The sequence below is a fragment of the Pseudoalteromonas sp. QJM3NY_12 genome (assembly GCF_056173165.1).
On the sequence record NZ_CM149661.1, the window covers coordinates 2,115,755 to 2,141,916 of the forward strand.

A 26,162-nucleotide genomic window follows, 5' to 3' on the forward strand; every position below is an offset into this window, starting at 1 on the left:
CAAGGTTTAAATGGGGATAAAGGGGCAAACAATGCCCCTTTATAAATACGCTTAATAGGGCTTATGAAGCGTCTAGCTCGTCAATGTAGTACGGCTCATTTTTGTTTGCTACCAGCTTAGCTGTGCCCTCAAGCGCAGCGGTTACAAACTCACTGCTTGCTAAGTCAAGCTCAGAGGTTGGCATCATTGAAGTGTCGTAAATTTCAAAGTTAACTTGCTTACCATTGGCTAGGTTTGTGCCCTCGCCAAAAATACGTAAGCGCGTTTGGCTTACTGTTGCACCGTTAATGCGTTTACCAGTGCGGGCGTTGTAAGAACCGCTTACAGTAATACTGCCACCAGCCTCTAATGCACCGCCTTTAATGGCGCGAATCATGCCTAGCGCAAAGTTAAACTCGTAATCAACACCCGCTACTTTCGTTTCGGTGGCTTGCTTTACTACTACATCGTTTGTAAAGTTTTGCCCTGGTACTGAAACCCACGATTGGTTAGTAGGCATGGTTACGGCTTCGTCGGTTAATGTACCGGCTGCGTCGTTAATTGCAGCCACATCGCCCATAAGCGCAAGCGCGATCATTTCGGCTGGCTGGTCGTCAAACTCCCATGTAATAACGGTTGGCTTGCTTATTTTTACGTCATCAAGTGTTTGCCCCTTAGTGGCTTTTTTATTTGATGGTCGTACAACCGAATCAGCTTCGGCCTTAATGCCTAGCTTAGTGGTGTTGATTGGGCCAAAGATTTGGCCGGTGCTTATGCCTTGCTCATTTAAGCGGTCTACAAAAATGTTGCCCGCTAGTAAAATACCGTCGCTCATATTAAAGCGCTCCTTTCAGTCTCATTTGACAAGTAAAAGCCAGCGGGTAATACGCATGGCCTTTGGTGAATTGGGGTTTAGCTGGGGTATTTACTCTAAGCCATGGCCCCGTGCCGTTAAGCACTTTGCCCGCCATAGCGCGAATAATGTTAGTTAGGTGCTCACCTGCGCCTGTGTCTTGCTTACGTACTACCAACACAACAATCCATGTTTGGGTTAGCTGCATTAAATGGCCGGCGTTTTTACTCTCTGGTAAGTTATCGCCGTAGTACATAAGGTGAATGCTGGGGGTTGTTTGGCGGTCTTCTTTTACGTCGGCAAGCTCGTCGCTTAGGTAAACACGCTTAATGCCTGGTACTTGTTCAAGTGCCTGTTTAAGTGGGTTTTGAGCGGCAAAATAGTCGGTAGTAATTTCAAACATTAAATAAACCCCTTTGACTTTTCACGTGAAAACACAGTACCTGCGCTTTGTATGGTGGCGGTGTCTTGCACTTTTGCGTCTTCGCCTAGTGCGTTAACCCCAATGCTTAGTTCTCCTTTAGCCACTGAGGTTAAAAACTTTACTGCTTCCTTGTAGCGCGTTTCTATGTGCTCTGGGGTGTCGTTTGTGCCTAATTTATAACGGGCAATATCACAACAAAATTGCTCAAGTAGGTTAGGCACCGTTACAAGCGGCAATTCATAACGCCCAGCTAAATAGCCGTTAATCATGTCGCTTGCATCGGTAATGGCCTGCTCAATAACTGCGGTATTAATTACATCAGCGGGGGCGTCGTCGCGTTCACTTAAATAAATAAGCTCGCGCTCACCAAAGCGCTTTTGCATTGCGGCTATTGTTGCGTAGGCCATTTACTCGCCCTCGCCTGCTTTGGCTGCTTCTTGTAGCCATTGCCATGCTTCATCACGCTGTGCGGCAGATACTTTAATTTTAACTACCTCGCCCTCGGTTTCGCCTGGTGCTTCATAAGCCACCTGCTCAACAACCGGCTTAAGCTCCATTTGTGCATCAATCATTAATGCAATAACGGGTTGTAGCTCAATTGGGGCTTGGGTGTAATCAACTTGAGCGTAGAGTTTAGGGGCATCTAAATCTGCACCCACGTTATTTGCGTCCAGCTGTGGGTTCTGCGCAGTACTCGCATCGAGCGGTACAGCTTGCACCGATAAGCGTGGATCATTTTCAATTGCTTCAAGCTGCTCTTGAGTAAGCTGCTCTGCGGGTAATGTTTGCTTTCCGCTGGTGAGACTAATGCCGCCACGACGGTAGCCCGTAGGCTGCGTGCAATGGACAATGATAGCCGCAAGGGCAGTAAGCTTAAGGTTTTTAGCCATTTCATTATTACTCCTGGTTTAAAGCATGGGGCTTTAAAGCCCCGTGCTTAATAGGGTTTTATGGGTGGTTAAAGGTAGTCAGCTACTAATAGCTCTACGCGGCCTTTAAGTTCGTTTGAGCTGTTTGATTCCATTTCACGCTCTAACATGCGGGTGGCTTGCTTTTCCATGTTGGCAGGAACAACTAACATGGTTGGCTTAATACCCAACTTACGGCCACCGTCGGCTTTAAAGCTGCGCATTTTTTCGATGCTGTCCCATAGGTTATCTGGCGTTAATGCACGTTTGTTAGCAAAGGCCAACTGCCAAAAACCAAAGCCTGCTGCATCACGGCAATCAACGCCGTAACGGTATTCTTTGCGAGTGAATACGGCTTCGTCGTCCATTTTTGTCATAGCAAGTAAGTTAGGCTTTTTACGCTCTTGGAAAATAAGCGGCTTAAGGGCTTTTGAGGTATCGAGTACGTACCAGGCTTCGCCCTCGTAGGCTACATCTTCGGCCATATTGGCAGTAGACACCGCTACACCTGTGCCGTCGGCTTTTGGATAAACCGGATGATCAACATCAAAATAGTTTTGCCCGTCGTAGCACAAGGTTGTAAAACCAGCTGCCAGCAATGGGAAAATCATTTCGTCTGGGTGAATGGCCGCCGCGTTACCCATTTCTTTAAAAATAGGTGAGTACACGCCTAGGTTGTCGTCTTCAATGTCGTTGCGGTCTACGCCTACCGTTGACTCGTAATCGTCGTTGGTAATGGTGTACGCCTGCGATTTCATACTTTGAATATTACGATCGCCAATCCATTTAGCCAGGCTTGGGAACTTACCCAACCAGCCATAGGTATTACTGGCCGATGTAGATTTAATTACACTGGCAATTTTATTAAATTGCGGTGCTGCTTCTGATTTACCTTGTTCAAACTCAGATTTAAACGCGGTAAATAAAGCGTTTAAAATTGCTGGGGTCACTAAAGCCATTAGTTTTGCTCCTGTTTAGCTTTGGCATAAGCAGCATGGCTAAGACCTAGCTGGTCTGCTGCATACTTGTCTTCTGCTGTGAGTGCTGCTAAGCCGTCTTTGTCCTGCTCTGGCTTAGGTGCGTGAGTGGTTTGCTGAGCCGTTAAGCTTGCAATAGGTGAACGGGCATCTAACACCGCTTTTAATGCAACAACGCCTTGCTGATTACCTAAGCTTGTTAAGTATTCAACCTCGCTGGCAATAATGCGGCCATCTTGTTTAGCCTTGCTAATTTCCTGCTCAACCGTTTGGGTTTCAGTGGTGCTTTTAAGGGCAACCATTTCAGTGTGCAATGCGTTGTAGGTTTCAACCGGCACGTACTTCGCTAAATTAACCTCAGAATCTGGGCTATTAGCTTTTAGTGCGGCAACGGCATCGTTTGCGTTACTTAGCTGAGTAGTGAGCGAGTCGGCTTCGTCGGCCTTAGCCTTTAAAGCAGTGAGCGCTGTTGTTGCTTGGGTGTAGTCTGCATCGGTGATTTTGTCACCATCCACAGTTATACCTAGCAAGCTCAGCAATTTTTGAGCTGCATTCATGGGTGTATCTCCATTGTTAACATGGGTTTGAGAAGTCTTTAAAACAGCAACTTTGTCCATACCGTCTACCGCTGGGTCGTTGGTAAGGGCAAAATGGCGTAATTTGGTTGGGCGGCCTGTTTGTTTGTCGTAATGAAATACAGGGCTAATAAAGCGGTATTCGTCGTTTTTTAGGTGTGCGCGTGCGCTGGGTGTCCAGAGTACATTAAGGGCATAAAGCCCCTCGCCTGGCACATACTCTAAGTCGCTTGGGTTAAACCAGCCACTTGCTGGGGCTGGCTTGCCGTTTTCTTCGGCGTGTAGTGTTTGGTGCTCGTAGTCAAAGTGGTAGTCGTTGGTGCGGGTGCTGGCTGTGCTTTTAAGTAGCTCAAATGCGGCTTGGTCTAGTAACCAGGCATTAGCAGGTACGTCGAACGGGCGGCCATCGTGTGATTTAAAATAGCCGTCTGGCATTACCATTACGCGCTCGCTGATACCTTGCTCGTTAATTTCGCTTGCAAAGCGGCACGCAGCAAAGCCTAGGTCGGCAGGCTTGCTAGCTGATAAAACAGCGAGTCCTATTGTAGTTTCTAGTAAGCTTTGTTTAGTAAATGGTTTTTTCATGGCTGAGCACAGTTTGAATAATCTGTGCTCAGTATGGATTTAGAATTGAATTGGTTGGCCGTGCGGTGTTTCGGGAATTTATTTAGTTAATCATTGAGAATAGGTATTGTAACTCCATATAAACTAAACTCTGGCATTTTTAGATTATTATTAACAGCAATAATTTCCGTTTTATCTATTATTCGCTGAAGTTTACCCACGTTATTTATTAACCTAAAGTCACTTCTTAACTGGTAAAAGTTTTCTTCTCCGATATAAGGCCTAAGGATTTCCAACCTCCTTTCGACAACACTATGGGCCTTGTATTCTGAAAAAATAGTGATTGAAGCATTTATATACACTAAGCTTGTTAAAACTAAACTTATTAGTAAAAATAACTTTATTCTCCTCCAGTTTTTTATAGCCGCATATTTATTCCTAATCAACCTATGAGTCTTATCAACTTTTTCCGTGGGAAGCTTTTCATTTTCATCTCTGCTGTCAGTAGATAATTCTTTATATAAATCGATTAATTTGTCTATTTGCGTTTTCGCCACGATAAAAAGTATAGCTGGTGTGAAACACATCAAGACTAAAGCCAAAGAAGCAGGTAAAACAATAATTCCATTACCTCTGGCGCCCACGTTTGCATATAAACTGTCTATGTAACCGGTAAATAGGTTTGATAAGATAACTACGAAAATGTTTCCAAAATTAAAGAGTAAATCTTTTAAAAATAACTCCCAAAGACCTGAACCCAAGCTCCCTAAAAAAATAATCATTAAAATTTGTCTTAACTTTTTTGTCAAAGTCACTTCCTTTTTCAATTTACGTTTATTTTAATAAACATTCCCACATTCGGAAACAATTAATTGTAAACACCTGTTTAAAAGGTGTTTAAAATCGATTTATAGCAACTTTAAACACATTTTAATACTTCGGGGTAGGTACTAGGATTTAGTAGCTCCTGAAGCTGCCTGAACTACAGGCTTACTCAATATTTCAACCATCGAGCGGCCTGATACACTTGGGGATTCGTTTACCGAAGTATACCCAGTTGATTGAGAATTGAAGATACAACCAGCTGCCTGAATTAAAATAGCTTCACGACTACCAGGATCGTCTGTTGCATCAACCATTGCTTTATAAGTCATCAAAGCATTTTGTCTGTGCTTATTAACTATCGAATTATGTTTATGATTTAAGTAGTTTTTTGCACAAAGAATCAATAAGTAAGTAAGAACACCAAATATCAGAAGCTTACTAGTCACTAGTTGAATTGTTTCATATGTATCACTTGGTGATAGCCAAGACCACTTATGTAAGAAAAATGATGCTATAGCTAGAATGCCTAGCGTAATTGCAACTTTAAGTGTTCTTACTTCCCATTTATCAGCTTCTAGATTATGCTCATTTGTCTCTGTTTGAAAGTATATAGCTTGTTGAGTTACCCCCTGCTCAGCAGCTGTAGCCCGAATGTCCTTTAGTATTTGCTCAGCCTCTTCTTTTTGTTTCTCAAGCATAGTTTTTATGCTTGACGACTCATCGGTTATTTTTTGAAGTGTGGATCGAGCGTCTGTATCAAGCCTTTGAAAATCAGCTGAGCGATGTAAAGAATATGAAATAAAAGGGCTTAACTTTATAAATGCGGGATCATATGCCACTTCAATTGCACTTATATAGCTATCTCTAATGTTACCTGGTGTTTGATGATCAGATATCTCAAATTTGAGTATTTGATTTAATTTTTGATAGTCAGCATCACATTGGGCTATGATTTGATTCAATGAAGTTTCAGGAAAGTCCTCCAATGCAGTAATCGATAACCTCTTATATAAACTGATTAATCTCTTTGCAGGAGCTACTGCACCATTAAAGTTTAAAGCCGCACCTAACTCCCCTACTTGAGGTAACTCAGTAACATCAAAATTTTGTATTCTTGATAAAGCATGTTCTGCCCTATTTAAAGTCGTTTCCTCATTGTTATCTGTCATGTCATTTCCTTTATAGACTTTTGTTATAATTTATTTACGTTATGATAAATTACTCAAAAGATAAACAATTAAATCCAAAAGCTATATAGTTAATGATTTAATTAATAATCAAAATTAACTTTTATAAGGATAATAGTAAATGGATAGGATTGAAGAAAATGCAGTATATTTGTCATGTAAAGATAATTTTGAAATATTCATATACACATTTCTCTTACTACTTTTTTTCGCTGTTATTTATTGTTTAGTCTTAGATAATGATATTTTGGCTTGGATTGGAGCTATTGGTGGTTTTTTAGCAGCTTTAGTTAGCCTATTAACTTATAGATTTGCACTGAAACAGGTAAAAGAATGGAAAGATAGTAAGCTTAACGACTTAAAATTGAATCTTATAGTAGATATGTACGTTTCTTTAGAAAGTTTACCAAACATCTTTAAAAATTACGTATATCATCACAGCAGACTTAATATTCATGAAGATAAGCTTGCCCTTGAAAATAGCCAGTTAAATAAAAATATAGTTATACTTTTGGAAAATACAGCCCGTAAAGCAGAGAATATGACTTGGAACACATTTAATGAATTTTTAAATTCGTACGAAAAATATCACTCAATTTCAAAGCTTCTAAAGACAGTATCTGAATCACACACTACTAGAGGCGCTCTTGAAAGATTGTCAGAAAAAATAAGTGCTGTGGTTATTGATGATGCAGAAGAAAAAAGTGCGAAGCCCTTAAGTGAAGATGGGGACTATCAAAGCCTATTAATCTGGGTAAAAGAGCAAAAGAACCAACTAAAAATTTAAAAATTCACTGAATATCTCAATCACTTCTTTTTCGTCATTATCCGATAATCCTAAAAATGGCCGTGCGGGTATGGCCGCTAAACGGGGTGGCATATCGCTTGTACCACCAAATTGGTGAATAGCGCCGTATTCCATGTTTGTACCAAATTCTAGTGATTCGTCCCCGATGTTATAAGCGAGCGTATCGCGCAGTATGTCGTTTAGCCTGAGTATTTTGTCTTTGTTCTTTTTTTTACTTTTGGCGTAGTCGGGGCTAAGTGCTTGCCATGGGGTGCCGTCGGGGCTGCGCTGCTCGTCAAAGTGATCGCGATGGGTGAGCATTAAGTGCTCGCCCACGTTACCCAGTGCGGGCGCTAGGTTATTGGCATTTTTAATAAGCTGGGTGAGCACATCGCTTACGGCTTGTGCGCCTTGGGTGCTTATTTGTATTTTAGCGCCTGCCATTACACTAGCCCCTCTTCAAAGGCTTGCATGTGTGTTTGCTGGTCTAGCCCTGCGATTAGTGCGGGGAGTAGGTCGGCTATTTGGTCGGCTTCTTGGCCTTTAGCGTGTTTTTCAAGGTGCGCAAACTCACGGCAAGTTTGTATGCTGTATGGGGTTTGCTTTAGCAGCTGCTGCGCTTGTTGTAGTAATGTCATCGTCTTTTTTCCTTTGATTTAGCGGCATCTTTTACTAGTTGGTCTATCCAGCTTACTAGGTCTGGTTGCCATTTTTTAAGCTCTTTGCGAGCCAGCGCCCAGGCGGTAAATGCTTCGGCAAATTCTTCGTATTTGTTGGCGGCTCCGTAATAGGTTACGGGTAAAGCGTTTTTTAAAAAGGCCGGTGCGCCTGCATAGTAATGCACTTGGTGCCCTAGTTCGTGTAGCCATGTGGCTACCACTGCGTGGGCTTCGTTTTTATCTAGTACGTTAAGTGTATCTGATATTGTGTGATCGCGTTTTAAGGTTTGCCCGTTGTGCTTAAAGCTGTACTTACCTGCGTTGTTAGCGGCGAGCCTTACGGTAAGCGCTGCGGTGTATTGCACGGCTTGCATGTCTACCTTGGCTAAGTTTTGGCTGGCTTTTACTTTTACCACAACGTGCTCAAAACCCACTGAGGTAAACCCGCCTACCCGTTTAGGGCTTCGGGTGGCGTATTGCATACGGGCATAAAAGTCGTCTACGCCTAAGTACTGCCCAACGTCACTGCGTATGGCTGCGTTTGCTTTAGAGCCTGCGCTCATTTCGTTACTTTTTACAAACAGGGTTTTAGTTTGCTTGGCGGTTAAAAAGCTGTTTAACCCGTTAAGTACTTCGCTATCGAGCTGGGCTAGCAATGGGTCGAGCTTTAGTGCTGTGACGTTTTTAGCTGTGCTGTAAGCCGATGGCACAATGCGGCTTGCTTGGTAGTCTGCTACGCGCTTTGTAAGCGATGCTTTGTCGGCCACTTGCTTTTTAGCCTGGCTTGTTAGCTGGGCGGTATTTTTGGGGGTGTAGTCAAAGCCCGGATCAATACCACGGGGTAGCTCAAACTCTTCGCCTGTTTTTTTGTTTGTCCAGGTGTAGTTACCCTCGTCTGGCGCAGTGCCTACACTTAGGCCTCGGCTTTTAAGCTCGCGCTCGCTTAGGCTGTATTTTTTACATTTGCAGCCCCAGCCATTACTAGGGCTGTGGGTCAACCACCACGGGTCATCCACGGGTAACACCAGGTTATTCCATTTTAAATGTATTATGCGCGGGGTTTCACTATCGCCGTGTTTGTATAGTGCATAAGGGCGGCTGGCTTTAAGTGCTTGTATTTGCCCCTCGCGCCCTGCGTTGTAGGCTTGGCGTATATTGGTTTCGTATATTAACTGGCTGCGCCATGCAGGTTCCCCGTTATGATCCCAACCGTAACGCGATTTGATGTTATTAAATTCGTTTTGAAACCAGCCTAGGCTTTTACCCTCGCTTATTGCTTTGTCTACTGAGGTGTAAAAGTCGTTAAGCATGTCGGCTTTGGTTACACCTGCTACCATAAATGCGCGGTTATGGGCATTTTGCCATACATCATCCCAGCTGGTGCTGGGAGTGTTTAGCTTTTGCCTAAAAAAGCGTATGGCATCATCAAACGGCAGTGAGCCGTATCTAACAGCCATTTAACGCCCCTCATCCACTTCTAGTGCGCCTAGTAATTCGCTGGCTGCCATGGCCTTTGCCATTAGCTCGCTAAAGCCCTCTGTGCTTATTTGTGGCTCTAGTTCTAGTATGCCGTCGCGGATTTCTTCTAAGCTGCTGGCGTTTTTAACCAGCTCGGTTACGGCATCGCTCATGCTGTTTAAGTGAGTTTGTGCTTGTGCGGCCAGCTGCTCGGCTACTAGGTCGGCGTTATCTTTTTGCGGTGTATTTTTAAGTGCAGCAAACCCCTTAAGTGCGGCGCTTGGCTCTGTTGGTGCAGTTATTGGGGCAAGGCTTAAAATTGCCTCGCCCTTTTCTGGGAGTGGTATTTGGGTTTTTTCACTTACCCAACTAACCGGTACTGGGTAGTTGGCCTCGGTGAGTATTTTAAGCGCGGGTGCGAGTACGGCTATGTCGTCGGCTTCGCTGGTGTCGAATTTAAAGCGCGGGATACGGCGCGCGCCTGAGTAGCTTTTAGAGTTAAGCGCGTGCATTGGGTAAATAATATCGCGCGTTATGGTGTTGGCTACTTGTTTTAAATCACTCTCGGTTATGTCGTCTAGCACGTCCATATGAATGCTGCCAAGTGCATTTGTGCTGGTTTTACCATCGGCTTGGCTGGTGAGTGTTGCCCCTAGCACGGCTTTGCTTTGGGTGGTTTCACACCACTTGATCATGGCTTCAAATGGGTCGGCTTGGCCGTTGGCTGCATTTTGAAAGTCGATTTCCATACCCTTGGGGATTATACCGCCTGCGTTATGGCCGATACTAAGCACTGCACGTAACAGGGTGGCTTTTTCGTCTTCGCTAGCGCCATTAGGGTATTTACCCAGGCGTAGCGGTAGGCCGTAAATTTCTAAAAATTCGGCTAAGTCGCGTATTGAATAGTTTTTAAATAAGTACGGCCATGCCACGGTTGAGGTTAAACCGGTGCGGTGTATATAACCTGACTTACTGCGGTGAACGTGGGCACACCAACCAAATGGGTTTAGCGCTTGGCCTGTGTAGCTGTTGTCACGCAGCATAAGCTGATTGCGGTTATCTGGGTGGGTTTGAAATAGGTTTTGGTCGCGAAATTCGTAACCGGTAATAATATGCTCGCCGTTATCAAACGCCCAGTTAAGTTCGTTACATGAAAACGATTTTAGTATGGCGTCGCTGCAATCAAATAGTAGGTCGTCTAACCAGGTGGCATCTTCTAGTATTTCTTGAATTGCTGCGGCGTCTTTTTCTTCTTGTGGGGTGGCGTTGCGCGGTGGTTCTACTGACCAGTCGTACTTAAGCCAGCCTCTGCGGCGCTTGGAAAGCTCACTAAACAGGTGGCCGTCTTTGTCTTCCATGTCTTTTGCTAAGTCGGCCATGGCTGATAAGTTACCTGCATCGGCATCTTTTAATAGTTGCGACAACTTAGCAGGAGTAAGCGCTTCGCTTGGGTGCTCAGCATATTGGCGCATTAGCATGCCAATGCGGCTATCTTGCTGGGTTTGGGCTTGCTTAAAGTCGGTTGAATTTAGCGGGTTGCCGTGAATGTCTACTATTTGGTTCATGCGGTTACTCTTATGATGGGCTTAACGCTTAGCACGTATACGTCTAGCGTTTTAGTGTGTTGGTGGGCCTTGGCTAAATTGGCGGCGGTTATATCAAGCTGCTCTGCTTTGGCTGTAAATAGCTCTTGGTAAACGATTCTAAAACGTGGCATTACCAGGCTGCCTTACGATCACTTGCCATATCGTCGCTGTGGTCGGGGCGTAGACTGTTAGCAGCTTGCTGGGCTTTGCTTGGCAGTGGTGTGTATTCTATGGCGCTGCCGTCCATTTCGGCTGCACGGATTAGCATGGCTATTGATACAGCGCTATCGCCGTGGCGTTTGTTGCCATCGGTGCCGGTGTTTTTGCCTTTATCTACCTGAGCAATACCGTTTTTAAGTTTAATTTGACCTAGATCGTCGAGTACGTCTTGGTCTTTTGGTAGCGTTATATTATTGGTTTCAAAATAGTCTTTTAGTTTTGGCATCCACTCGCGATACCAGGCTTGTGATAAATGCACGCTATCTACTAGCTCGGTGCCGTATTTAAGACTTGCGGCTTCGGCTAAGTAACCACCGTTACCTGTGGCGTCAAACGCTAGGCCGCGTAGTTTTGGTATGCGGTCACAAATATAGAGCATGATTTGCTTTTGCTGCTCGTAGGTTACGTTGCGCAGCTCGACCATAAAGGGCACGGTTAGGCTGGTGTCTTGGTTTATTTCACCAATACTGAATACGGTTAAATCGCCTTTGCGGGCAAAATCTTCACCAAAGGCATGGGTTAGATCAGGATTTAACCCACTGAGTAAATCATCTATGTTTTGTTCAAGCCATGTGGCTACGTCTTTTACTCGCTGGTCTTCTGTCCAGCTTTCAAAGTCGGTGGGGGCTTCGTAGCGTATTACTTTGCAGTCGTCGCTTAGGGCACGTTCGCGCAGGCGGCGGCTCAGGTATTGGCCTGCGCCTTGGCTTGGTACGCAGTATAGCTCCTCGTTTGCGGCATCGGCAGTGGGGTAAAAATCAACTTGATTAGCTAGCCATTCGTCTTCTTTGGCTTGCGTCCACGTTTGCCCACTTACCAAACAAATGCGTTTATATAGGCCGTGTTTAAGCGCTTTATCAATAGGGATATGATGCACGGAATACTTTTTAGTGCCGCGCCTTGCCTGGGTAATTAGGGTGTTAAATAGGTTATCTACGCCGTTATGGGTTGAAATAATACGTACTCGCCCGCCCCACATGGTAAGCGCCATAGCAGCTTTTAGCACTTCGTCTAGGCGGTCATGGAATGCGGCTTCGTCTATTACTACGTTGCCTTGACGGCCACGCAAGTTACGTGGGTTTGAGCTGAGCGCGACTATTTTTTTACCGGTACTTGGGAATTTAATTTCAAAGGTGTTGATTGATCGCTTTGTGCCGTCTGGATCTTTTTCTTCAAATATGCCCTCTTCCACTTCGCCCATTACCATGTTGAGCTTTTGCGCCCAAAATGCACAGGCGTCTATAAACTCCTTAGCCATTTCTTTGTCTGAGCCAAGGTAATAGGTGTTCTGGCCGTTGGCGGTTGCTGCTGCGCTTAGTACGTCGTCTAGTGCTTCGGCAAAGGTTAACCCAGTACGGCGTGACTTTTCGGCAATTTTTACTATTGCTTTGTCTTCCATCCACGCTTTTTGATAGCCAAAAAGTATGTCGGTGCCCATGGCAACCGCTAACGAACCTGACACTTTGCTAAGCGGTAGCTCGTTGGTTTGGGTAACGCTTTGCGCGGTGCTAGTCATGCTTTAGCCCTAATATGTCGCGTTTGAAAAATGCCAGCATGTCGTCTGCGGTTTGCGGTAAGTTTTCGTTTTTAACCTTTTGGTCTAGGTCTTTGGCGAGCTTTTGCGCATAGGCTTTTTCGATTTCTTGCTGGCGTTTGTGTGCGGCCATAGCCGTTTGCTCTAGTCGCTGAGCTGCTAGCATGGCGTCTTTTATGGTGTCGATGTCTACTGCTGCGTCTTCGTCGGGGTTCATCATTTGTTGCTGCATAGCGCGAAACAGCTGAGAACGGCCCATTTCTAAAATTAGCTTGGTGGTATCGCCTGTGGGCTTTTCGCCAAGCTCTGCGGTAAGTGCTTTAGTTGACTCGCGCAGGTCGCGTAGCTTTTGGCCTATGGCTTCGGTTTTTTGTGCGTGGCGGCTTAGGCCACTGCGGCTAATGGTTGCGCCCTCGTCTAAGCCTGACTCAATAATAAGGCTGTTTACGGCGTCGAGTATTTCGCCCTGGCTAAAGCGTTTGTCGCGTAGCATTGAGTCGAGCTGCTTTTTAATGTCTTCGGGCAGTAAATCAACTTTGCTGGGTTGGCCTCTGCGGATTGACTCGCTCATAGTTAACCTCGTGGCCCAGGGCGTTTAATGCCAGGTACTACGCTTATGCCCTCAGCTACGTCGATACCTGATTGCGTAATACGGGCTACCCATGTGTTTTCTGTGAGTTTATCGAGTGTTATATAGCCGTTTTGCTCTAACCAATTGAGTAAGGTTTTAAGCTGATCGCGACTGCAACCCAGTGCATAGCGCTGCAATACATCGGCTAGCATGCTGGTGTTAGCGCCAAAATCGGCGGATTCTTTTAGCGTTATAAGTATGCTAATTCGTTGGTGCTCGGCTTGAACTTGTAACATTGCCATGGTGGTTTTTCCTGAATTAAAGTTAGGTTAGCCTGCTCAGCTGTCGTTGCTGCGCGTGCCTCTGAGTTCGTTTTCCATTAGTAAGTCGGTTAAGCGTTTTATGTCGGTGAGCTGTGGGTTAAGGCCGTCTATTTTTACGCTTACTTCTAATAGGCGTTTGTCTAGGTCGTGTATGTCGTCGGCGTTGGGCAGGTCTTCTATTGTTTTTTCTACGGCACTTAAACGGCTTTCTAACGCTTTAGATACAACCTCATGAGTTGTTTTAGTTACAAAGGTGCTGCGCAACCATGCCAGTGCGCTTGCCCCAATAATGGCAATACCTACGGTTAAAAATGCTTTCCACCATTCCAATATAAAATCCATGCTAGCGCCTATAGTGCTGTTGTTGTATTTCAATGAGCGATTGGCAATCTACACAGGTACTACAGTTTTTAACCGCGTCACGGCGTTGTTTTGGTATGTCTATGCCACACTCTTGGCAGTGCATAAACGCTGCACCGGACGTGTTTGCTTTTTCGCGCTGAATTGATAGCGCGGCATCGAGTAGGTGTTGTTCTATTTTTTGCGCGTCGTCTAATTTACTCACTGCGGTTTCCTTACTTTTTCAATGACGTTTTTAATGCCTTGCTTAACGCTTGGCGCGGCTTTTTCAACGGTGCGGCCAATAACATAGCCACCTATACCTAGCTGTAATAGTTCCCATGCTTGCGCTGATAAGCGAAAAGCCAGCCAGCCGAATGAGTCAAAGCACACCAACACTAAGAACGTAAGCATGGTGATAGGCCGCCAGTTACGTTGAAGCCAGCTTTCACCTTTGGCCTCGGCGGTAATAATTTGCGATTGCGCCTCTAGCACTTTGCCTTGTAGCTCTACAATTTTTCCCTCAAGCTCTAGCACTTGGCTTTGAGCTGCGTTTTCAATCCGCTTAAGTTCGTTGGTAACTGCTTGGCGTTCTTCGTCGCTGGTAAAGAGATCATCAATTAAATTAGTGATTGGCTCGACCACGTTAAACCAGTTTTTAATTGCCATTGGATTCTCCAGAACGATTTTTGAGGGCCTCACGGGCGTTTTTGTAGCTTTGCTGGCCGTCTACCCGCAGATGTATGTCGATGGCTCTAACCGATTGCCAGCCTTTATTAAAGTGACTTTGCATGGTGCCGCAATGGCTGTGCATTGGTATTTTGCGGGGGTCGAATGGCATATTGTGCATGCGCGCATCAACTTCCAATTCCATGCGTTTCTCACGGCCTTTTAGATATGACCAATCCCAATTTTTACCCATTAGGCCACCCCGCTTAGCTGATTTACTGCAAATTCGGTTACATGGGCTAAGCGGTTATACCAGCCCTCTAGGTTTGCTTTTTGGCTTGGATCATTTGCACAAATGCGGGCGTACTTACGGCCACGGTTTACGCTGAGCAATACGGTTAGGCTAAGGGCTGGACTCTGTAGGATAGCTGCTTGGGTTTTTGGCCCCATGCGACCATCGGGCTTTGAGTTGACTAATCGCTGGGTTAATTGGGTCATGGCGGGTACGCCGTGCTGTACTGCGCCATCTAGCAGCATAAAGTAAACCCCTGCGGGGCTTTGCTCGCAGTGCATGGCACGCCAATAGTCACGATGATAAAGGCTTACTGCTTTAGCAAGCGTTAGGTTTTTAATATCTACAGTTGGGTAAGCGCGCTGGCTTATACCGTACTTGGTAAGGCCGCCACGGTCAGAGGCTACGTTATTTAACCCGCCATCGCTGCGCAAGCCTCCCTCCAAATACAAGATAGGTAATATGCACTGGGCAAATTTAAGCGAGTACGGGGCAAGCGCTGCTTGTATTTCTGGCGATTGTTTAAAGAAGTTTAGAGTTGGGAGCATACCGAAAAACCTTGTTGTTTTTCGGTATTTTGGTGCTGTTTAGCTAATCAATGGCCATGCGGAGTTTCGGGAAATATGAAAGCTATAATTTACATACCTCACTATTGAGGTAATTTATGAAATAAATATTTTTTCTTTTTCGATCAGATTAAGTAAGTTACTGTAATCAACTTTAGATTTAATAGGTATGGCGCCTAATTCTTTTACCATATGGATAGTGCCTTCACAGTTTAGATTAAGTGGGTTTGAATCAAATTCAGGAACAACAGAAAACAATGGACGATTTTGTGTAACACAAAAGCGAGCCTGCGATAATGAACCACTTTTAATTTTAGCTTCAACTATTATCGAACCGGCAGAAAGTCCAATTTGAATTCGATTTCTCGGCACAAAGTGATGCTTCATAGGTGGTACTCCAATTGAGTGCTCTGATACCCATGCTCCACCTTGTTCTAATATTTCCTGTCCTAAGCGAGAGTTTTTTGCTGGCGAAGCTTTTTCTAAGCCACCAGCTAGAACAGCTATTGTCTTGCCTCCACCTTGAAGTGCACCAGTATGAGCTGCACTATCAATACCTAGCGCCAACCCACTTACTACAACCCAATCATTCTTAACCAGAAATTTACCGAGTCTGCGAGATATCTCAGAACCATTTTTTGTTGCGTCTCGAGCCCCAACGACTGCAATTCCAGGCAATTCATCAAATATTTTGTGGTTACCCTTTACAAATAATAGAGGCGGTGGTTCTTTAATTAGTCTTAAATATTTTGGATACTTATCTTCAACGATAGATAGTATCTCAATACCATTCACTGCATTATCATCAAAAATCTTTTGTGCAATAGATAAATCGTTTTGAGTTAAAGCTAGCTTTCCAAATGAATGATTTTTTAATATATTATTAGCATCAAGCAGCGAGGTAGATTCATTAAATGACCCTGAAATTTCTCTGAGGATAGTGTTAACTTTGTTTTGAGGAACTTTTAACCTGTAAATTAAGGCTAATGCCAGCAATTTGCTAAAGTCTTGGATTTTCATAATTTAAGAATTACTAGCAGTTTGACCAAATGAAATCATTACAACCTTCGTGGCACCTTTTTCTAATAATAGTTTTTTGCATGCTTCCATGCTATTCCCCGTGCTAGATATATCGTCAAAAAGAAAAACAACTTTATCTTTTACAACACTTTCATCCACGACTTCAATTGAATCCAAATGGTGTTGTACACTTCGATCACCACCAGTTGAGGATTTAGCCACTGTTCTGATTCGCTTTAATGGGTTTGTACTATTGCTAAAACCAAAGTCATTCTTTATATTTGCAATCACGCGTGATAATCCATTCGAAATATCGCCTTTAGAATGAGAGGGCACAATACAATAAGACTTATTCTTTTGAGTTTTGACTAAATCTAATAATTGTGTTTTCGCTACTTTAGAAAAAAAATTTACAGCAGGATCTTTATCTGATTTCAAATTTAATAGCGTATTTGTAATTTTATCAATGTTTGGGTTTTTACCACCATCCCAAGGATGATAAACGTATAAATTCATTATAGTATCAAAACTCAACTCATCGTAATTAATTGCATACTGACTTGTTAGCTTAGAAAAATCTATGTTAGTCATAATTCCAAATTTCCATATAAAAGAATATTCCAAATACAATACAACATAACCCATTAAAAAAAAATGAATTCGTAAAATAAAATCACTACTGGAAATTGGAAATTAAAACTACCAACTTTTAAAAACTACGACTGCGTAAATACTCAAAAATAAAAAACCGCGTAAAGCGGCTTTTTTTGCTTAATCAAGATTACTAAGATTTAGTTTCATTCGATAGGCATTATCAGCAAGTACCGTGGCGATATCGCTCAAACCTATTGGTACATCATTGCTGTTGGGGAGACTTGCAAGCTCTGCAAATAAAGATAAGGTGACTTGAATATTGTGTAGCTCATTTAATGCATGCTCTTTTAATTTGTTATCCATTACTAATTCCTAAAATACAACAGCAAGGGTTACTACATTAAAAACGAACTTAAACAGTATTTTATAAACTTTAGCTGATTAGCTTTTACCCCTGCTGTGTACTTTTAACTTTTTAATGATAGTAGTGCAAAAATAATCAACTTTTTTGTAAGCTCTATCCATCAAGTTACCTTTTGTATAAATCCTTGCAGAAAAAGTACGGGTAGCAACAAAACATTAATTTAACCTGTTAAATCCCTTAACTTTTGCTGTAGCTCAGTAATGCCTTTTAGCAGCAGGTTGGGCTGGTGAATAAGCATAAATTCTAGGTCTTGTGCTTTTGTTTTTTCAAGCGCTGCGGTCGTTTTAGCTATGAGCGGTGCTCCTACTTCGTCTATAAATTTGTTTTCGTCTTGCATTACGTGCAGCTGTATTTGTATATCCGTGCTTTGCATTTGCAGTGTGCCCAGTAGTACGTAATTGTTTGGGTGCTTACCCTCTAACATATCGACTATTAGCGTATCTACACACTCTATGGCCTCGGCGGCTATGTTAACCGCTTCGCTCATTGGGGCTTTTTTGGCTGGGTTAGTCATTTAAAATAGTCTCCTTTGGCGGCGCTCGGTTTCTACAATGCGCTGGTGCTGGATTATTTCAGCTATACGCCGCTCTGTTAGTTTAAATTTATTGGCAAGCTGCTCGATGTTGTTGCCTTTATATTCTTGCCATATTTGTATGTCGCGCAGCGCGGCTTTTAGACGTTGGTCTGTAGGTATGTATACGTCGCGCCCACCAAAGTAATGACCTATTGCTAGGGTTATGGCCTCGCCTACTCCTTGCGGATTGTTTACACTGGCTTTAGTTAACTGAGACTCAATAAGTAGTGCAAGCGATTGTAGGTTGCTAGGCCAGCGTTTACGTACTTCGGCTGCATCCTCGGTAGATAACTTGCTCAGGCAGTCTTGCAGCTGCTCTACGCTTTCGCCAAACAGATCTGATTGGAGTTCTTTCTGATTAGTCATTATTACCTCTGGGTTGCTCTTTGTTCGATTCACGCTTTTGCCACTGCTTAAGTGACTCCAGTACTTTAAGCGCTTGTTGTTGAGTTAAAAACTGGGTGTGGTAACTTACGTTTGCCCCCACTTTGGCGCGGTTTAACATGCGGTTTACGTAGGCGTCTAGGGCGGTTTCTGAGCCATCACGCACAAAGCTTTGTTTGTGCATGGTGATCCAAATTGCGCGTATTTTGTTTATTTCGCCAAGTTGTTTTGGTGATGATTTAGGGCTTAAACGGCGTTTAGCCTTGGCTTTAAACCCTGCTTTTTTAAAGTGTTCTAACACTTTGTTTAGCTCGGGCAGGCTCATTTGGCTGCATGACGTTTTACCCGCTGAGCCAAGTAATGCAGCGCGGTAGGTGTCGTCGTCTAGCCCTAACTGCCCTTTTGCTATGTGAATGAGCTGTATTAACTTTGCTTTAGTCATTTTTAAACTCTTCTAGCTGCGCGCGTAGGGCTAAGTAGCCTTGGCCTATTAGCTGGGCTTCTTGGTCTGTAAATACGCTGATGTCTACTGATAGCTTGTGTGAGCACTCTAAAAACTTAACTAGGGCAACAAGCTGTCTTAGCTCTAATTCTGGTTTTACGATATAGGCCATGTGACCTCCTTTTGTTGTTTGCTGTTTATCAAAGTGCTTTTGCTTTGGGTAAAACACTTTGATAAAAAGCCGCGTCCGTGCGCGCTTTTTAATGGTTTAGCTGGTGTGGCTTACGCTTTTTTGCTTAGGCGGGTTAATGCCTACCAGCTGGCTTTGCACTACAAAGCTGATGTTTTGAAACACAAAGTTGATGTTCACTGGCTCTTTGCTTTGCGCCACTAGGTTTAAAACTGTTTGTAGGTCGCTGTGTTCGTTTACTTGAATTGTTGATTTAACTTCCATGATTGCGCCCCTTACAGCTTGGCTATGTCTAGTGATATGGCATGTTCTTGCTCGCCTATGGTTTCGTAAAAACGTATAAAGCGCGTTGAGTCCATTACCAGTATTGAGTCGGCTATAATGTCCATTGCGCGCTGCCATTTTCCGGTTTCGTCGGTTATGTTTAGGCGGCGTAGGCCGAGTACTTTTTGCACTGAAACTTTGCCTTTTTTGTCGGTGGCAAAGGTTTGCTCAATAATGAGTTTTAGGTTTTCGTTTGCGCCCTCGCTCCATTCGTTTAGGCATTCGTCTATTAGGTCTTTTGCTATTATTAGCTCTGGCCCCAGCTCGATGCTTTCTTGCACTTGCAGGGTTACTTTTTGCTTGTGATCAAAACTGCGTAAGGTGACGTTGCCTTTTGTGCCGCCTAGCTCTACTGCGTACTCTTGTGCTAATAAGCCTATGAATGCGTCAAACTCGCTCATTTGCTCTTTTTTAAAAGCGGCTAATGCTTTGCTTTGCTCTTTGGCTTTAGCTATGGCCGATTGCACAAACTCATGGCGAATTATGTCGGCTGGGCGAATCGCTTTAAGTGGCACCTGGTGGCCTTTGTGATTTTTTAAAAACTCTTGTGACATGGTGGTTATCTCTCTATAAAAATGATGATTTGACCGTGTAGTTTTGCCGGGCGAACTTGGCGGGTTTGCCCGTTTTTGATTTCGGTTAGCACGGGTAAATGTGCTGGGGCTTTGCCTGCCACTTCGATTACATGGCGGCTAAAGCCTTTGTGTGAGCTGATAATTTGCAGCCCTTGTTTTTGTAGCTCTTTAAGTACATTGCGTAGTTGCATGGTTATTTGCTCCCGCATATTTTTGAGTTTGGGCAACCATTGCGACACGCTTTATATAGCGCGACGCGTACATGGTTAGTGGCTGCGAACTTTCTTGACTGATGTTCTAGGCATTGGTTTAGCGGTATTTCGTCTAGGATTGGGCAAATTACCGTTGATGCCATAAATACGCCCTCTACACGCTGCTGTATTAAGTGTGTAGAGGCTTTGTATTTGTCGTTTACGACTTGGCTTACTGTGGCTTTGCTTACGCCTAGTTTTTCGGCAACGCTGCGCATGCCTTGATTTGCTACTTCGTCTTTTAAAACGTGTAACCAGTTAGCTGTTGAAGTCATGCGCTTCTCCCAGTGTGACGGGGGCTATTTTTACGGTTTTACGTTGCACGGCGTTAAACTCAACTAGCTCGTTTGTGTTTGGGTCGAATACGCCTGTTGCTTTTGGAACGGGGCGTTTTGGACCGGTGTTTTTAAGCATGCGGTATATGGTTGTCTCTCCTGCTCGCTCAATGACTGAGCCTGTGCGCGGGGCTGATTTGACAACAAATATGTACCCTGTTTTTTTTAAAATTGAGATATATGAACGCGCAGAGGCTACCGATATGTCGGCGGTGCTTGCCACTTGCCCTGCGTCAAATTCATTTAGGATTCGCATTGATTGCCACATGCGCTGCCTCCCTGAGTTTTTTTGCTTTGCATCACTATTTTTTGGTTGTTTAAACGGCTTGTATTGGGCGTTTAAAACGGTGTAGGTGATGTGTTCGTAATCAACATTTTCGGCTATGGCCTTTGCTGCTATTAGGCGTTTTGCAAAGGCTTTTAAGCTGTCGAGTGTTGTGTGCTCTATGGCATCGCGCACTTGTTGCAATGAGAATGTTTTTAGGATTCTCATTGCTTGCCATGCGTCTTGTAATTGTGGGCGGCTCACTGAATCTCTCCTTACGCTTTTTTAAGGAAAAATTCTTTAGAACCCCACTGCTGTAGGTCGATGCTTGTTAGCCCGTTTGCCAGTGCAAAGGCTTCTATTTTTGATAGCCCTGTAATGATGCGACGCACTTCGCCGTCGGTATCGCTGAGCAGCTGGCTTAGTAGGTCGTCTTGTATTGTGAGCGTTGGCTCTATGACTGCGTTGACGATAATTTGCAGGTCTTCGCGTTGGGTTGGCTGAAACTCTAACCATTCTGATATACGATTATAAAATTGACGGTGACGCTGTAATTTACGGCGCACTGACTCCATGCCAATAAGTACTACTGGGCAGTTGGTTAGGTCGTGAATATCGCGCACGATTTCGAGTGTGTTTTTGTCGTTTAGTAGGTAGTCGGCTTCGTCTATAAACAGTGGGCGATTGTGGATTGCCATGTGCTCTATGATGTAGTTAAGCATGGCTTCACGGGTGTAAATATCTGGGCCGCTTAGCTCTTTAACTATTTGACGTAAAAGCTGCGCTAATGTCATGCCTGATGTGGCACGTATGTAGATGCCGTCGCAGCGATTAACCAACCATGCTGTTGCGGTGGTTTTACCAAGACCTGGATCGCCGTAGATTAGGCCAATGCCTGGTACGCCATGCGCGCGTTGGTTTAGGGCTTCTACCATCATTTGTGTAGCTACTACATTGCTTACGATTGCTATTTTAGTTTTCATGGTTTTTCCTTTTACTGTTTATGTAATTGAGTTGGTGCAGCCGGTGCTGCGTTCATGTCGCTTAGTAGGTCGTCTAGGCGTTTTGATGATGCGCGATTGTTTTGCTCCCATGTGTTTAACCAGGTCGCATCTACTTCGCTTAACTGATTTGTTAGGCGTTGCTTTTTATGGAACATGGCTTTGCTTTGTGGGTTGTCGAATAGCGGCGTTGGGTTGACGTTTGCTATGGCGGTTTCAATTTCTAACTGCTTACGGCGTTTTTCAAATTCGCTTAATTGCTCGTCGCTAAAGCCGACTGCTGGCTTGCTGTCGAGCGCTTTGGTAGCTGACTGCGTTATGACGTTGGTATGTTCAACCGACTGTTTAGGCAGTGTTGCAAGTGCTTTATTTTGGGTTGTGTAATGCCCTAGCACTTCGTTTGCTATGTCTGATACGTTGACGCTTTTAGCGGTCTTTTTAAGCTCTTTAAGCTTGCGTGATGTTTCGGCTGATTGGCTGCGTTTTGCATGGTGTGCTACGTCTTGACGTGTCATGCCTGCTGATTGAATTTCGTGGTCTACTGCGATACAGATAAACTCGTTATTCATGCGATTAAATACGTAAATACGGCCTACATTTTTAGGGTCCCATTTACATAGCACTTCATCGCCTACGATTGCGCCCAGTTCTGGGGCAATATAGAAACCGCCACTTAGTTTAATGCCCTCTTTACCTACCATGCGTAAACCACGATTTGATGGTATTGGCTGTAGCATTACATCAAGCAAACGCTCGTCTTTGATCACTTTGATTTGGTCGCGACTTGCTGCGAATAAATCGAATGGTGTTTTGTTGCCTATGTTGCTATGTGGTTTGTGGTGGTAACGGTTTTCTATCCAGTTATCTACGAACTCTTGCAGCTGCTGCGCTGTCATGTTGATTTCGATAGCTGATTTATCACCGCCCTGCTTTGCTAATAGGCGCTGTGCAAAGGTTTTGCGCGCTTCTATTGCTTGGCGTTCTGAAACGTTGTGACCTATGTAACCGGTTAATAGCTCGGCTATGTCGTGCGAGAACGTTTTGAAAAAGCGCTCTATGTAGGGCTTTTCTTCACCTGAAAACGGGCGTGTTGTTTCGTGCTTTATGTCGAGCGCGTCAAACACACTCTTGATTTGTATTGAGGTGTAGTCTTTACCGTTATCGGTGCGGGCTATTTCGGGTATGCCCCAATCGAGTATTGCTTTACGGATAACTAAACAGATACCAGTGCTGTCACTGGTTGGGTGAATTACGACTTTTGCACGGCGGCTAAATACGTCGATAATTCCGATTAGTGAGTGACGGCCATCGGTTAGCATTACGTCTGATGGGGTTGAATCGAACTCCCATAATTGGTTAAGACGTTTTACGTTTTCGTCCATTTTACCCATGGCGCTCATATACTTGTTTTTCCAAGCATCTGGGTTTGCCATTTTGGTATAAAGTGCGCTGTTTTCGCGCTTCCAACGTGTTAGCCAATCGCGGATTGTGGTTTCTGCTGGTAACGATTTACCTACTTGATAAAAACGAGCAATTAAGCCCTCTTTTATTTGGGTGGCTTTTACGTGTGGGTATTCGTAGATCATGGCAATGCAAAAATCGCTTAGCTCTTTGTCTGAGTCGATGATTGATTTGCCGGTACGCTTTGGCTTTAAAGCAAGCCCTGCTATGCCTTTTTCAGCTACGGTTTTTTGCCAGCGTATTAATGAATTACGCGACACTGACGGTATAACAGATTTACACTCTAATACGTCTTCAATTAAACCTTGGTTATAGCGCTCGCTAAAAAGTTTTAAGCCAACAATTTTGCCTAGTTTGTTTGCACTTATATATGCGTCTGCTGCATTTAATATTTGCACTTTGGCGCTTGCTTTTGGATCGATTTTTTCTAATCCAGCTAAGGTTTTTAGGTTTGATTGGCGTTGGTGATCAATTAAACCTTTGTCTAGGCTGTTCACTTTTTCTTTAACAGCTAGGTAAGATGCACCGCTTTTAGACGCTGGTGTATCCATTGATTTAATAATAGCCTCTTCAACATGTATACGAATATGTACAGGTAAATCGCAAAGCGCGTATTTTCGCACTTTGCCACCACGGCTAGGTACTTCTGTAAAAGGCCAGTTTTCGTTTTTAGCTTTGATTTGAATGCTGCGCTTACTAAATAGTAAGTAATCAGCAAGTTGTTTAGCTGTGTAGAGTTCCATAATTTACACCCCGTTCATCTTACGACGTCCGAGCTTACGATTTGGCTTGCCATCTTTACCGTAGCGCTCAGGCCATATTTCACAGGCACTTACGCCGATTACATCGGCAATAATTCGCTCTATAGCTGGGTAGGGTCTGTGTAATGCAGTTTGCACAGCATTTGAGGTGTAGCCGCGACTAAAAGACAACTGGCGGCATGACCAACCCTCATCCTCTAGCGCAGCTTTTATATCTGCTTTTGTCCAACCTGGACATTCTATGCTATCCATTTAAGCCACCTTTTGTTGTATATATTTGTATCCATGAACACAAGCATATACATACATTTATATACATTCAAACTGTTTTTTATACGAACGTATACATAAAGGGTTAAGCTATTGATATTTAATACTATTTATTTTTTATTAGGGGGGATCGCGGTTCGCGCTTTAAAGTGCGAAAGATCGCACTTGATAACACAGACTGTGTAAATTTTTTATTTTGTATGCACTCGCATGTGTGCTTAAATATATATACATCAATCATCCGAACACAGACTTGCTGATAAATGGCTGCATTCAACGACTATTTAAAATCGTTAAGGGAACAAAAATCCCTGGACATAGGCACTGTTGCTAAGCGCATTGGAGTGCATAGACATACTCAGTCAAATTATGAGGGCCATAGAGATCCCCCAATTGATTACTTGGTTGATTTTGCAGAGGTGGTGGGTGTGCCTTTTACTGAGATTCTTAAGAAACGCCTGGATGATTCAAAAGCCAATGAAGAAGCTGCTAAAAAAGCTATTAGTTCTTTAAACGCAGTAAATTCAACCGATAACACAGTTTCTGATAATCCACTTAAGTACAAAACTAGCAGTGAATTACTGCAAGTAAAACTTGGTGAGCTTTCACATACTGCTGTGCCTATGGATGCAACCGTATACATTGACACCTGCAACAAGAACGTAGTACCTGGTGCTATGTATGGCTTTCTAAACCCAATGACCGGTTGTTATTTCGCAGCTAAGCTAGTGTTAACTGATACACAGCTTAAGCTGGTGTTTGAAAACGCAAAGCGTAAAGATGCTGAATTTAATATTGAGGGTGGTAGTACTGAATCGCACTATATTTTGAAGACTCTAGGGCTTTTAGGTAGGGTTATTAAGGCTGAGCTTATTTTTTAGTTACCCATTTACTCCCGCGAATTTTAAAACGGCTTTTTATTTTACCCATTTTATTCGCTCTTTCCTTTTCGCACTTAATTTTTGTTAAACTCGCTTTAAACCCTTATTTCTCCCGCGTTTTCCCACCTATTCTTATCTATTCCCTATTACCCATTAAGATCTGTTAGTTACATAACGCTTTGATATGGGATTATTTGTTTATTTAATGCAAATCCACACTCGTGCTGAATAAATAGCCAAGCCTTTGATTGCTTTGTTTTTATACAACTCCATAGCAGTTCTAAAATTATTAGGTTCTCATCAATATTTAAAATAGATATACGTCTTTGATTAAGATTCAGTTCAACAAACTTTAACGTTAGAAAAATAAAAGTGAGGTATTTATTTTAAATACGTTTATTTAGACTTTGTAAAAATATAGGAAATAGAACAGTTTTTTATCACTAAAAGCTACTTTATTTAATTTTACGGCAAGTTTTATTAGCTGAAATTACTCTCTTGATTCAAATATTACGCTGTTTTTGTAAAACAATATCACTGCGCTTTACTTAAATAGTGTTATAAAACGCGCAGATTGCACATAAAAACAACGAATAGACCTCTTTTTTGAATTTATGATCTTTTATATGTTGACACTTTGCTATGCGGTCATTAATATTTCGCCCCGTTGAAAGGCAAGACGCTTCCCCCTTAGCTCAGTTGGTTAGAGCGACGGACTGTTAATCCGCAGGTCCCCCGTTCGAGTCGGGGAGGGGGAGCCAAGTTTTTCAGCCATAAACGATTCCCCCTTAGCTCAGTTGGTTAGAGCGACGGACTGTTAATCCGCAGGTCCCCCGTTCGAGTCGGGGAGGGGGAGCCAAGTTTATGTTTATGATGTAGTTCCCCCTTAGCTCAGTTGGTTAGAGCGACGGACTGTTAATCCGCAGGTCCCCCGTTCGAGTCGGGGAGGGGGAGCCAAGTCATAAAAAGTATATTTTAGTTCCCCCTTAGCTCAGTTGGTTAGAGCGACGGACTGTTAATCCGCAGGTCCCCCGTTCGAGTCGGGGAGGGGGAGCCAATTTACTACACTTCCATAGACATCTCCTTAAATTTGCTCTACCATTTCCTATTAAAAT

General features: G+C 43.6%; 38 protein-coding genes and 4 tRNA genes. 6 read left to right on the top strand and 36 right to left on the bottom strand.

Going from position 1 to position 26,162, the window contains the following annotated elements:
* Positions 1-61: 61 nt before the first annotated feature.
* The 8 genes from AC0VZ5_RS09730 to AC0VZ5_RS09765 form a co-directional block, all read right to left on the bottom strand.
* Positions 62-814: a phage tail tube protein gene (locus tag AC0VZ5_RS09730; protein WP_427565219.1), complete on the bottom strand. Its 753-nt coding sequence runs from the start codon at positions 812-814 to the stop codon at positions 62-64.
* Between the two features lies 1 nt (position 815).
* Entirely contained in the window at positions 816-1,235 is a 420-nt protein-coding gene (locus tag AC0VZ5_RS09735) for a phage tail terminator protein (RefSeq protein ID WP_475472606.1), read from the bottom strand.
* Entirely contained in the window at positions 1,235-1,663 is a 429-nt protein-coding gene (locus AC0VZ5_RS09740) for a gp436 family protein (protein ID WP_138607715.1), read from the bottom strand. The genes AC0VZ5_RS09735 and AC0VZ5_RS09740 overlap by 1 nt, the downstream gene beginning before the upstream one ends.
* Positions 1,664-2,146, bottom strand: a complete 483-nt coding sequence (locus AC0VZ5_RS09745) for an HI1506-related protein (RefSeq protein ID WP_475472609.1) — start codon at positions 2,144-2,146, stop codon at positions 1,664-1,666.
* Positions 2,147-2,214: 68 nt separating this feature from the next.
* Positions 2,215-3,123, bottom strand: a complete 909-nt coding sequence (locus AC0VZ5_RS09750) for a Mu-like prophage major head subunit gpT family protein (protein ID WP_475472610.1) — start codon at positions 3,121-3,123, stop codon at positions 2,215-2,217.
* The gene (locus tag AC0VZ5_RS09755; protein WP_475472612.1) at positions 3,123-4,301 is read right to left on the bottom strand and encodes a phage protease; all 1,179 of its coding nucleotides are present in this window, start codon (positions 4,299-4,301) and stop codon (positions 3,123-3,125) included. Before AC0VZ5_RS09755 ends, AC0VZ5_RS09750 begins: the two co-directional genes overlap by 1 nt.
* Positions 4,302-4,387: 86 nt before the next feature.
* Positions 4,388-5,089 (bottom strand): hypothetical protein, encoded by a 702-nt coding sequence (locus AC0VZ5_RS09760; RefSeq protein ID WP_475472614.1) that lies wholly within the window; start codon positions 5,087-5,089, stop codon positions 4,388-4,390.
* A gap of 141 nt (positions 5,090-5,230) precedes the next feature.
* Positions 5,231-6,274 carry a hypothetical protein gene (locus tag AC0VZ5_RS09765; RefSeq protein ID WP_475472615.1) on the bottom strand — a complete coding sequence of 348 codons (1,044 nt, stop codon included), beginning with the start codon at positions 6,272-6,274 and terminating at the stop codon, positions 5,231-5,233.
* A 139-nt stretch (positions 6,275-6,413) separates the two neighbouring features.
* On the opposite strand from AC0VZ5_RS09765, the gene AC0VZ5_RS09770 reads away from it, so the two are divergent.
* Positions 6,414-7,079, top strand: coding sequence for a hypothetical protein (locus AC0VZ5_RS09770; protein WP_475472617.1), 666 nt, complete (start codon positions 6,414-6,416; stop codon positions 7,077-7,079).
* Here the strand turns inward: AC0VZ5_RS09770 and AC0VZ5_RS09775 are convergent.
* The 28 genes from AC0VZ5_RS09775 to AC0VZ5_RS09910 form a co-directional block, all read right to left on the bottom strand.
* Positions 7,068-7,523, bottom strand: coding sequence for a phage virion morphogenesis protein (locus AC0VZ5_RS09775; RefSeq protein ID WP_475472619.1), 456 nt, complete (start codon positions 7,521-7,523; stop codon positions 7,068-7,070). The genes AC0VZ5_RS09770 and AC0VZ5_RS09775 overlap by 12 nt on opposite strands.
* Positions 7,523-7,717, bottom strand: coding sequence for a hypothetical protein (locus tag AC0VZ5_RS09780; protein ID WP_475472620.1), 195 nt, complete (start codon positions 7,715-7,717; stop codon positions 7,523-7,525). Before AC0VZ5_RS09780 ends, AC0VZ5_RS09775 begins: the two co-directional genes overlap by 1 nt.
* Entirely contained in the window at positions 7,714-9,195 is a 1,482-nt protein-coding gene (locus AC0VZ5_RS09785) for a phage minor head protein (RefSeq protein WP_475472622.1), read from the bottom strand. Before AC0VZ5_RS09785 ends, AC0VZ5_RS09780 begins: the two co-directional genes overlap by 4 nt.
* The gene (locus tag AC0VZ5_RS09790) at positions 9,196-10,761 is read right to left on the bottom strand and encodes a DUF935 domain-containing protein (protein ID WP_475472623.1); all 1,566 of its coding nucleotides are present in this window, start codon (positions 10,759-10,761) and stop codon (positions 9,196-9,198) included.
* A complete protein-coding gene (locus tag AC0VZ5_RS09795) occupies positions 10,758-10,913 on the bottom strand; it encodes a hypothetical protein (RefSeq protein WP_475222980.1) in 156 nt (51 codons plus the stop codon). Before AC0VZ5_RS09795 ends, AC0VZ5_RS09790 begins: the two co-directional genes overlap by 4 nt.
* Positions 10,913-12,517, bottom strand: a complete 1,605-nt coding sequence (locus AC0VZ5_RS09800; protein WP_475472625.1) for a terminase large subunit domain-containing protein — start codon at positions 12,515-12,517, stop codon at positions 10,913-10,915. The genes AC0VZ5_RS09795 and AC0VZ5_RS09800 overlap by 1 nt, the downstream gene beginning before the upstream one ends.
* The gene (locus tag AC0VZ5_RS09805; protein ID WP_008172289.1) at positions 12,510-13,106 is read right to left on the bottom strand and encodes a DUF3486 family protein; all 597 of its coding nucleotides are present in this window, start codon (positions 13,104-13,106) and stop codon (positions 12,510-12,512) included. The genes AC0VZ5_RS09800 and AC0VZ5_RS09805 overlap by 8 nt, the downstream gene beginning before the upstream one ends.
* A gap of 2 nt (positions 13,107-13,108) precedes the next feature.
* The gene (locus AC0VZ5_RS09810) at positions 13,109-13,408 is read right to left on the bottom strand and encodes a VpaChn25_0724 family phage protein (protein ID WP_024606090.1); all 300 of its coding nucleotides are present in this window, start codon (positions 13,406-13,408) and stop codon (positions 13,109-13,111) included.
* A 36-nt stretch (positions 13,409-13,444) separates the two neighbouring features.
* A complete protein-coding gene (locus AC0VZ5_RS09815; RefSeq protein ID WP_198523392.1) occupies positions 13,445-13,771 on the bottom strand; it encodes a DUF2730 family protein in 327 nt (108 codons plus the stop codon).
* A 1-nt stretch (position 13,772) separates the two neighbouring features.
* Complete coding sequence (locus AC0VZ5_RS09820) at positions 13,773-13,994, bottom strand: TraR/DksA C4-type zinc finger protein (RefSeq protein WP_138764257.1); 222 nt, start codon at positions 13,992-13,994, stop codon at positions 13,773-13,775.
* Entirely contained in the window at positions 13,991-14,437 is a 447-nt protein-coding gene (locus AC0VZ5_RS09825) for a 3TM-type holin (protein WP_475472628.1), read from the bottom strand. The genes AC0VZ5_RS09820 and AC0VZ5_RS09825 overlap by 4 nt, the downstream gene beginning before the upstream one ends.
* Entirely contained in the window at positions 14,427-14,690 is a 264-nt protein-coding gene (locus tag AC0VZ5_RS09830) for a hypothetical protein (RefSeq protein WP_475472630.1), read from the bottom strand. The genes AC0VZ5_RS09825 and AC0VZ5_RS09830 overlap by 11 nt, the downstream gene beginning before the upstream one ends.
* Positions 14,690-15,277: a glycoside hydrolase family 108 protein gene (locus tag AC0VZ5_RS09835; RefSeq protein ID WP_475472632.1), complete on the bottom strand. Its 588-nt coding sequence runs from the start codon at positions 15,275-15,277 to the stop codon at positions 14,690-14,692. The genes AC0VZ5_RS09830 and AC0VZ5_RS09835 overlap by 1 nt, the downstream gene beginning before the upstream one ends.
* 114 nt (positions 15,278-15,391) lie before the next feature.
* The gene (dprA, locus tag AC0VZ5_RS09840; RefSeq protein WP_475472634.1) at positions 15,392-16,315 is read right to left on the bottom strand and encodes a DNA-processing protein DprA; all 924 of its coding nucleotides are present in this window, start codon (positions 16,313-16,315) and stop codon (positions 15,392-15,394) included.
* A gap of 3 nt (positions 16,316-16,318) precedes the next feature.
* The gene (locus tag AC0VZ5_RS09845; protein WP_475472635.1) at positions 16,319-16,906 is read right to left on the bottom strand and encodes a phosphoribosyltransferase; all 588 of its coding nucleotides are present in this window, start codon (positions 16,904-16,906) and stop codon (positions 16,319-16,321) included.
* Positions 16,907-17,086: 180 nt separating this feature from the next.
* On the bottom strand, positions 17,087-17,272 hold the full coding sequence (locus AC0VZ5_RS09850; protein ID WP_475472636.1) for a hypothetical protein: 186 nt from the start codon (positions 17,270-17,272) through the stop codon (positions 17,087-17,089).
* A 221-nt stretch (positions 17,273-17,493) separates the two neighbouring features.
* The gene (locus tag AC0VZ5_RS09855) at positions 17,494-17,847 is read right to left on the bottom strand and encodes a hypothetical protein (protein WP_475472637.1); all 354 of its coding nucleotides are present in this window, start codon (positions 17,845-17,847) and stop codon (positions 17,494-17,496) included.
* Positions 17,848-18,273, bottom strand: a complete 426-nt coding sequence (locus tag AC0VZ5_RS09860; protein ID WP_475472639.1) for a Mor transcription activator family protein — start codon at positions 18,271-18,273, stop codon at positions 17,848-17,850. It lies immediately after the preceding gene.
* Positions 18,266-18,733, bottom strand: a complete 468-nt coding sequence (locus tag AC0VZ5_RS09865; RefSeq protein WP_475472640.1) for a gp16 family protein — start codon at positions 18,731-18,733, stop codon at positions 18,266-18,268. Before AC0VZ5_RS09865 ends, AC0VZ5_RS09860 begins: the two co-directional genes overlap by 8 nt.
* Complete coding sequence (locus tag AC0VZ5_RS09870; protein ID WP_475472642.1) at positions 18,726-18,905, bottom strand: hypothetical protein; 180 nt, start codon at positions 18,903-18,905, stop codon at positions 18,726-18,728. The genes AC0VZ5_RS09865 and AC0VZ5_RS09870 overlap by 8 nt, the downstream gene beginning before the upstream one ends.
* Before the next feature lie 96 nt (positions 18,906-19,001).
* Positions 19,002-19,187 (bottom strand): hypothetical protein, encoded by a 186-nt coding sequence (locus tag AC0VZ5_RS09875; protein ID WP_475472643.1) that lies wholly within the window; start codon positions 19,185-19,187, stop codon positions 19,002-19,004.
* A gap of 11 nt (positions 19,188-19,198) precedes the next feature.
* Positions 19,199-19,801 carry a DUF3164 family protein gene (locus AC0VZ5_RS09880; protein ID WP_138764270.1) on the bottom strand — a complete coding sequence of 201 codons (603 nt, stop codon included), beginning with the start codon at positions 19,799-19,801 and terminating at the stop codon, positions 19,199-19,201.
* A 5-nt stretch (positions 19,802-19,806) separates the two neighbouring features.
* A complete protein-coding gene (locus AC0VZ5_RS09885) occupies positions 19,807-20,013 on the bottom strand; it encodes a hypothetical protein (RefSeq protein ID WP_475472644.1) in 207 nt (68 codons plus the stop codon).
* A gap of 2 nt (positions 20,014-20,015) precedes the next feature.
* Positions 20,016-20,348: a LacI family DNA-binding transcriptional regulator gene (locus tag AC0VZ5_RS09890; protein ID WP_475472646.1), complete on the bottom strand. Its 333-nt coding sequence runs from the start codon at positions 20,346-20,348 to the stop codon at positions 20,016-20,018.
* Positions 20,332-20,937: a hypothetical protein gene (locus tag AC0VZ5_RS09895; RefSeq protein WP_475472648.1), complete on the bottom strand. Its 606-nt coding sequence runs from the start codon at positions 20,935-20,937 to the stop codon at positions 20,332-20,334. Before AC0VZ5_RS09895 ends, AC0VZ5_RS09890 begins: the two co-directional genes overlap by 17 nt.
* An 11-nt stretch (positions 20,938-20,948) precedes the next feature.
* Positions 20,949-21,656 (bottom strand): AAA family ATPase, encoded by a 708-nt coding sequence (locus AC0VZ5_RS09900; protein WP_138607657.1) that lies wholly within the window; start codon positions 21,654-21,656, stop codon positions 20,949-20,951.
* A gap of 11 nt (positions 21,657-21,667) precedes the next feature.
* Positions 21,668-23,878 carry a Mu transposase C-terminal domain-containing protein gene (locus tag AC0VZ5_RS09905; protein ID WP_475472650.1) on the bottom strand — a complete coding sequence of 737 codons (2,211 nt, stop codon included), beginning with the start codon at positions 23,876-23,878 and terminating at the stop codon, positions 21,668-21,670.
* Between the two features lie 3 nt (positions 23,879-23,881).
* Positions 23,882-24,148: a helix-turn-helix domain-containing protein gene (locus AC0VZ5_RS09910; RefSeq protein WP_109874407.1), complete on the bottom strand. Its 267-nt coding sequence runs from the start codon at positions 24,146-24,148 to the stop codon at positions 23,882-23,884.
* Positions 24,149-24,510: 362 nt separating this feature from the next.
* Between AC0VZ5_RS09910 and AC0VZ5_RS09915 the strand changes: the two genes are divergently transcribed.
* The 5 genes from AC0VZ5_RS09915 to AC0VZ5_RS09935 all read left to right on the top strand — a co-directional run bounded on the left by AC0VZ5_RS09915 (position 24,511) and on the right by AC0VZ5_RS09935 (position 26,104).
* A complete protein-coding gene (locus tag AC0VZ5_RS09915; RefSeq protein ID WP_475472652.1) occupies positions 24,511-25,047 on the top strand; it encodes a helix-turn-helix domain-containing protein in 537 nt (178 codons plus the stop codon).
* A gap of 684 nt (positions 25,048-25,731) precedes the next feature.
* A tRNA-Asn gene (locus tag AC0VZ5_RS09920) sits at positions 25,732-25,808 on the top strand.
* 21 nt (positions 25,809-25,829) lie between these two features.
* Positions 25,830-25,906 (top strand) — tRNA-Asn (locus tag AC0VZ5_RS09925).
* A 21-nt stretch (positions 25,907-25,927) separates the two neighbouring features.
* A tRNA-Asn gene (locus AC0VZ5_RS09930) sits at positions 25,928-26,004 on the top strand.
* Positions 26,005-26,027: 23 nt separating this feature from the next.
* A tRNA-Asn gene (locus tag AC0VZ5_RS09935) sits at positions 26,028-26,104 on the top strand.
* Positions 26,105-26,162 lie beyond the last annotated feature (58 nt).